Origin of the sequence: Streptomyces sp. NPDC059255 (genome assembly GCF_042752355.1) — a bacterium.
In the GTDB taxonomy this organism is placed as follows: domain Bacteria; phylum Actinomycetota; class Actinomycetes; order Streptomycetales; family Streptomycetaceae; genus Streptomyces.
Map to the genome: position 1 here is coordinate 350,093 of NZ_JBHYZP010000004.1, position 6,754 is coordinate 356,846.

6 protein-coding genes, 1 other RNA gene and 1 pseudogene are annotated in these 6,754 nt (G+C 70.5%); 2 read left to right on the forward strand and 6 right to left on the reverse strand.

What is annotated here, in order from left to right; translation table 11 throughout:
- Positions 1–90 precede the first annotated feature (90 nt).
- Entirely contained in the window at positions 91–1,449 is a 1,359-nt protein-coding gene (locus ACFXKG_RS08775) for an MFS transporter (RefSeq protein ID WP_384834484.1), read from the forward strand.
- A gap of 88 nt (positions 1,450–1,537) precedes the next feature.
- Here ACFXKG_RS08775 and ssrA read toward each other — a convergent pair.
- From ssrA to ftsE, 5 genes are all read right to left on the reverse strand, one after another.
- Positions 1,538–1,924: a transfer-messenger RNA gene (gene ssrA / locus ACFXKG_RS08780) on the reverse strand.
- A gap of 159 nt (positions 1,925–2,083) precedes the next feature.
- Positions 2,084–2,563 carry an SsrA-binding protein SmpB gene (gene smpB, locus ACFXKG_RS08785; protein WP_329826808.1) on the reverse strand — a complete coding sequence of 160 codons (480 nt, stop codon included), beginning with the start codon at positions 2,561–2,563 and terminating at the stop codon, positions 2,084–2,086.
- 84 nt (positions 2,564–2,647) lie between these two features.
- Entirely contained in the window at positions 2,648–3,928 is a 1,281-nt protein-coding gene (locus ACFXKG_RS08790) for a S41 family peptidase (RefSeq protein WP_384834488.1), read from the reverse strand.
- A gap of 67 nt (positions 3,929–3,995) precedes the next feature.
- On the reverse strand, positions 3,996–4,916 hold the full coding sequence (gene ftsX, locus ACFXKG_RS08795) for a permease-like cell division protein FtsX (protein WP_384834491.1): 921 nt from the start codon (positions 4,914–4,916) through the stop codon (positions 3,996–3,998).
- Between the two features lie 56 nt (positions 4,917–4,972).
- Complete coding sequence (ftsE, locus tag ACFXKG_RS08800) at positions 4,973–5,662, reverse strand: cell division ATP-binding protein FtsE (protein ID WP_384834494.1); 690 nt, start codon at positions 5,660–5,662, stop codon at positions 4,973–4,975.
- Between the two features lie 316 nt (positions 5,663–5,978).
- Between ftsE and ACFXKG_RS08805 the strand changes: the two genes are divergently transcribed.
- Positions 5,979–6,173, forward strand: a complete 195-nt coding sequence (locus ACFXKG_RS08805) for a hypothetical protein (protein ID WP_384834497.1) — start codon at positions 5,979–5,981, stop codon at positions 6,171–6,173.
- Between the two features lie 86 nt (positions 6,174–6,259).
- On the opposite strand, the pseudogene ACFXKG_RS08810 reads toward ACFXKG_RS08805, so the two are convergent.
- Positions 6,260–6,754, reverse strand: a pseudogene (locus ACFXKG_RS08810) (hypothetical protein); the annotation flags it as partial.

Consider the following 6,754-nt stretch of genomic DNA (forward strand, 5'->3'; position numbering starts at 1 on the left):
CACACCAACCCCTTTCACGGAACTGACGGAACTGACGGAACTGACGGCACAGCCCGACCTGACGGCACGACCCGGCGGAACACACCGCTGATGGCGGCGACCGGCACCACACTGGTCCTGGCCGCGCGCGACAAGGCGTACGGGGACAGCCGCGGCGGTGTGCGCCGCCCCACCGCGCGCCGGAGCGCGTCGCGGCGCGTGCGGGAGCGCGTGCTTGGGCGAGGGTGGGAGCGTGCGCGGCAGCGCGTGCGGGAGTTCACCGCCCCGTACGGGCGCCTGTTCGCGCCGCCGGGCGCCCGCGCGTTCACCGCCGGGAACCTCCTCGCGCGCCTCCCCATGGGGATGTTCAGCGTGGCCGCCGTGATCATGATCGCCGGGTCGCGCGGCTCGTACGCCCTGGCCGGCGCCGTCACCGCCACCGGCCTCGCGGCCACCGCGCTGGTGGGGCCGTGGACGGCGCGCCTCGTCGACCGGTACGGGCAGGCCCGGGTCGCCGTGCCCGCCACCGCGATCGCCGTACTCGGCTCGCTCGCCCTGCTGCTCTGCGTACGGTACGGAGCCCCCGACTGGACGCTCTTCGCCGCGTACGCCGCGACCGCCACCACCCCCAACACGGGCGGCATGTCCCGGGCGCGCTGGGCCCATCTGCACCGCGGCGACACCGCCGCCCTGCACACCGCCAACTCGTTCGAACAGGCCGCCGACGAGTTGTGCTTCATGCTGGGACCGGTGGCGGCCGCCTTCCTGTGCACCGCGCTCTTCCCGGAGGCGGGCACCCTGACCGGCGCGGTCCTGCTGCTGACCGGCATCCTGGTCTTCGCGGCGCAGCGCGCCACGGAGCCGCCCGCCGCCGGCCGGGGAGCGGGTTCGCAGGCCAGGGCCCCGCTGTACTCCCCCGCGCTGGCCGCCCTCCTCGCCGTCTTCCTCGCCACGGGCGCGGTCTTCGGCGCCACGGAGGTCGTCACCCTCGCCTACGCGGACGACCGGGGACACCAGGCGTGGGCCGGTGCCGTACTGGCGCTCCAGGCCGCCGGTTCCTGCGTCGCGGGTCTGCTGCTGGGCTCCCTGGGCCCGGCCCGCCACCCGCGCGCCCGGCTGCCGCGCTGTGTGGCCGCGATGGCGGTGCTGCTGATCCTGCCTCTGCTCGCGGCACGCGCGGGATCGCTGCCGCTGCTGGCCGGTGCGCTGCTGCTGGCGGGCGCGGCGACGGCGCCGACGATGGTGACGGGCATGACCCTCGTCCAGCGCCTCACTCCCGAGACGCGGCTGAACGAGGGCATGACCCTCGCGGTGACCGCGCTGCTCGCCGGCATCGCGGCGGGCGCGGCCACGGGCGGCTGGGCGGCGGAACACACCACTCCGGCCCTCGCCTATGTGATCCCGCCCGCCGCCGCGCTGTCGGCACTGCTGATCGCCTGCGCGGGTGCCCAGAGGCCAGGGCGCGAGTGAGTGCGGGTGCGGCGGCGGGCGCGGCGCATACGAAAGCGGCACCCCCGCGTGGGAGGTGCCGCCGACGACAAACATGGGTGGAGATGGTGAGTGGAGATGGCGGGAATCGAACCCGCGTCCAACGGTGCGGAACCAGGGCTTCTCCGAGCGCAGTCCGCTGCGATTTTCTCGGCCCCGGAGATCACACGGACAAGTCTCCGACGGGCTCAGTCACTGTTTGATTTCCTTCTGGGCCCCGCGACCGGGCTCAGAAGTTTAGTCCCCTAGTTGATGCCAGGATCCGGGTCGGGAACAGCCCCGGGCTGACACTCCGCAGAGTCTTCGCTAGCTGCTAATTAGGCAGCGAGGGCGAAGGCGGAGGAATCGCGCTTGGAATTGGCGATTATTGTTTGCGACATATGGTTTACGAGATCATTGCCGCTTCCTCGGCTCGCTTCCCCTGCTTCGACATCCGCTGTCGAAACCGATCATCCCCATGTTTATTTTTCAAACGCGCACCCTCTGTGGGGTGCGTGCTCCATCGTACGTGACCAACGCGTCCGGGGGCCAGTCCATTCCCCCGCACGGCGCCCCGCCTGGTCAGTCGGGCCGGGTCACGGGCCGGTCGGGCCGTACAGGCCGGTCGCTCGTCCGGTCAGGCCCGCTGGCGCCGCTTGACCGCGGAGATCGCCCGGTCCGTCTCGCGCCGGTCCTGCTTCTCGCGGAGCGTCTGACGCTTGTCGTACTCCTTCTTGCCCTTCGCGAGCGCGATCTCGACCTTCGCCCGGCCGTCCTTGAAGTACAGGGCGAGCGGCACGATCGTGTGCCCCGTCTCCTGCGACTTCGACTCCAGCTTGTCGATCTCGGCCCGGTGCATCAGCAGCTTCCGCTTGCGCCGGGCGCTGTGATTGGTCCAGGTCCCCTGCGTGTACTCGGGGACGTGCACATGGTGCAGCCACGCCTCGTGCCCGTCGATCTGCACGAAGCCGTCGACCAGCGAGGCCCGTCCCTGGCGCAGTGACTTCACCTCGGTACCGGTGAGCACGAGACCGCACTCATAGGTGTCGAGAATGAGGTAGTCGTGCCGCGCCTTCTTGTTCTGCGCAATGATTTTGCGCCCTTTTTCCTTAGCCATGGTCTCCCCATTTTCGCACCCCCGCGCAACTCCTTTACGCGACGGTCCGGCCGGGCGGTGCCGCTGCCCGGCCCCGGGCGGCCGCTACTCCGTCTCCGTACCGCCGAGGCCGCTCAGCACCGTCCTGGCCCGCTCCTGGGCGCCCTCGCCGACCTGGAGGTCGGGGGTGACGCCGTGGCCGTCCACGCCGTGGCCGGCCGGGGTGCGGTAGTGGCCCACGGTCAGCTCGGCCACCGAGCCGTCGGGGAGCTTGCTGGGCATCTGGACGGAGCCCTTGCCGAAGGTCCGCGAGCCGACCGTGACGGACCTGCCGCGGTCCTTGAGCGCCCCGGTGACCAGCTCCGCCGCGCTCATCGTGCCGCCGTCGACCACCACGACCACGGGCCGCTCCGTGTCGCCGCCGGGGTCCGCGTACAGCGCGCGCTGCTCGCCCCGTATGTCGTACGTGGCGACCAGCCCGCCATCCAGGAAGGCGGAGGTGGCCCGGACGGCCTCACTGACCAGCCCGCCCGCGTTGCCCCGGAGGTCGAGCAGGACACCGGCGCCCTTCGGCGCCTCCAGGACCGCTTCCCGTACGCGCTCGCCCGTGCCCTTCGTGAACGCGCCGACCTTGATCCGCAGCGCGCCGCCCTCGATCGTGTCGACCGTGACGGACTCGGTGGTGAGCCGGGCGCGGCGCAGGCTCTCCGTCCAGCGCCGGCCCTCGCGCTCCAGACCGAGCGCCACGGGGGTCCCGACGGCGCTCTCACCGGACGCGTCGGGCCTGCCGGGGTCGCCGGATGCGTCGGGAGCGTCGGCAGCGCCGTCGGTGGAATTCTTCGCGTCCGCGGTGTCCTCCGCCGGCGCCGCGGACCGGGTGTCGCCGCGCAGCAGCGCCATGACCTCCGTCACGGGGCGCTTCGCTATGCCCCGGCCGTCGACCTCCCGGATGATGTCCCCGGCGCCGATCCCGGCCTGCTGCGCGGGCCCGCCGGGCTGTACGCGGGTGACCTCGACCAGGCCGCCCGCCGTACGTCTCGCCCAGAGCCCCACGCCCGTGTACTCGCCGTCCAGGGCCTGCCGGAACTCCTCGTACTCCCGCTTGTCGTAGACCGCGCCCCAGCGGTCCCCGCTGCGGCTGACGACCTCCTCCGCGGCGTCGGTGGCCGAGGTGCCGTTGGCCATGGCGTCGGCCGCGGCCCGCGCGACCTCGTCCCGGTCGGCCGTCGAGGAGACGGGACGGGCCCGCTCCCCCGGGGCCTCGCCGCCCGTGCGCGGCAGCGAGTTCGTCGCCGCCGCCGTGGCGAGCACGGTCGCGAACACCAATGTCAGGGCCGCCCCGCGGCGTAAACCGCGGAGCCTCTCAAGCGACTCGGAACCCGACATGGCGTTGAGTCTAGGACAACACGACCCGACCGGACGGTGCTTGCCGCCACCGCGCCAGGGGCGCTTGTCACACCCGGAGATACTTGCGCAGCGCGATGAAAGCGGCCACGGCGGGCATCAGCAGACCGATCGCGATCACCAGCGGAAGCTTGGCGAGCACCGCGTCCCAGCCGATGAAGTTGACCAACTGCATCTTGTCGGCGAGGGCGAGACCGTGGTCGATCAGGAAGTACCGGCCGAGGAGCAGCATCACGCACGCGACCCCACCGCCGATCAGTCCCGCGAACGCGGCCTCCATGATGAACGGCATCTGGATGTAGAAACTGGACGCGCCGACGAGCCGCATGATCCCGGTCTCCCGGCGCCGGCTGAACGCCGACACGCGCACGGTGTTCACGATCAGCATCAACGCGATGACCAGCATCAGCGCCATCACACAGAGTGCGGCGATGTTCATGCCGTTCATCAGATCGAAGAGGTTCTGCAGGATGTTCCGCTGGTCCTGGACGGACTCCACCCCGTCCCGGCCGGCGAACGCGGTCGCGACCACCTGGTACTTCTCCGGGTCCTTCAGCTTCACCCGGAAGGATTCCGGCATCTGGTCCGGAGTGATGGTCGCGGCGATGGGGGTGTCGCCGTACCGCTCCTTGTAGTGCTTGTACGCCTCGTCCGACGTCTCGTAGTGGACGGTCTCGACGATGCTGTCCATCTTGGCCAGATCGGTCTTGATCTGGTCCTTCTGCTGACCCGTGGCCGCGCCCTTGGCGCACTTGGGCGCGGTCGCCGCGTCGTTCTTGTTGCAGAGGAAGATGGAGACGTTGACCTTGTCGTACCAGTAGTCCTTCATCACGCTGACCTGCTCGCGCATGAGGAGCGCGCCGCCGAACAGGGCGAGCGAGAGGGCTACGGAGACGATGACCGCGAAGGTCATCGTGAGATTGCGACGGAGACCGACGCCGATCTCCGACAGGACGAACTGGGCGCGCATGGCGTCCTTTCAGCTTTCGTTTCTCAATGCTCGGTGACGCGGTGGGGAGCCGGTGGTCAGTGCTGGTATCCGTAGACGCCGCGTGCCTGGTCACGCACGAGACGGCCCTTCTCCAGCTCGATCACGCGCTTGCGCATCTGGTCGACGATGTTCTGGTCGTGGGTCGCCATCACGACAGTCGTACCGGTGCGGTTGATACGGTCCAGCAGCTTCATGATGCCGACGGAGGTCTGCGGGTCGAGGTTGCCGGTGGGCTCGTCCGCGATCAGCAGCATGGGCCGGTTGACGAAGGCGCGCGCGATCGCCACGCGCTGCTGCTCACCACCGGACAGCTCGCCGGGCATCCGGTCCTCCTTGCCGCCGAGACCGACGAGGTCGAGGACCTGGGGGACGGCCTTGCGGATCTCGCCGCGCGGCTTGCCGATGACCTCCTGCGCGAAGGCCACGTTCTGCGCGACGGTCTTGTTCGGCAGCAGCCGGAAGTCCTGGAAGACCGTGCCCAGTTGACGGCGCATCTGCGGCACTTTCCAGTTGGACAGGCGGGCGAGGTCCTTGCCGAGGACATGCACCATGCCGTGGCTGGTGCGCTCCTCGCGCAGGAGGAGTCGGAGGAAGGTCGACTTGCCGGAGCCGGACGAGCCGACGAGGAAGACGAACTCGCCCTTCTCGATTTCGAGGGAGACATCGCGGAGGGCGGGGCTGTTCTGTTTCGGGTAGGTCTTGGTGACGTTGTCGAATCGGATCACGGGTGCACCACGGTCGGCCGGGAGTAGGTGAGCGTGACCTTACGCGAACCCGACTGGCGCGCGCAGTCCGCGTCCGAAGTCGGCCCGCCCGCGGAGGTGCCCGGCCGGCCGTTCCGGGGCGGGATTGGGGTCGGCTTGGGTGATTTAGCACGGATACGGAGCCACCGCCACCGGGAAGGGTCCGGCCGGAATCCGTCCGGCCGCGCCGAACCGGCCGGAAACTGGCACAGTGGGGGTGGGGAACGGTCGTGTTGCCCCGAGCGTTGAGCGGAGAGACACTTTCTGCGGCTCCGCCGCGCGGTGAGGAGGAATGCGCATGACCTACGACCGATTGGTGTGCGCCAACTGCGCGGGACCGGTCACCGAGGGCAGATGCCGGGTGTGCCGTGCCCACCGGGAGCGCCTGGAGCAGCAGGGCCCCCTGGGGGCACTGAGCCCTGTGGCGCTGCTGACGCTGGTGGTGCTCCTGCTGGCGGCGGTGGCGTTCGTCGCGACGCATCAGCCGGCGTGAGGCATCACCCGGAGTGACATCTCGCACATACGTGTACATGGCGAAGGGCCCGGACGCGGAGAACGCGTCCGGGCCCTTCACTGTGATCAGGCGACGGTACGACCGCCGCTGACCAGGCGGGGCAGCATACGGAAGCCGATGCCACCCGCGATCATGGTCGCGGCGCCGATCAGCAGGAACGAGGTCTCGGCGGCGCCGGTCTCCGCCAGCTCCTCCTTGGCCTCACCCTGCTGCACCGGCTTGGAGCCGGCGTTGTCGGTCTCGGTGTTGTCGGTGCACGCGGCACCGTCGAGGTCGACGGTGCAGGTGCCCGCGCCGTTGTCGCCACCGGTGGTCGAGCCGCCCGCGGTCGAGGAACCGCCGCCGGTGGTCGAGCCGCCGTCGGTGGAGCCGCCGGTGGTCGAGCCGCCGTCGGTCGAACCACCATCGGTCGTGCCGCCGTCGGTCGTGCCACCGTCCGTGGTCCCGCCGTCCGTGGTCCCGCCGTCCGTGGTGCCACCGTCGGTGGTCCCGCCGTCCGTCGTACCACCGTCGGTCGTGCCACCGTCCGTGGTCCCACCATCGGTGGTCCCGCCGTCGGT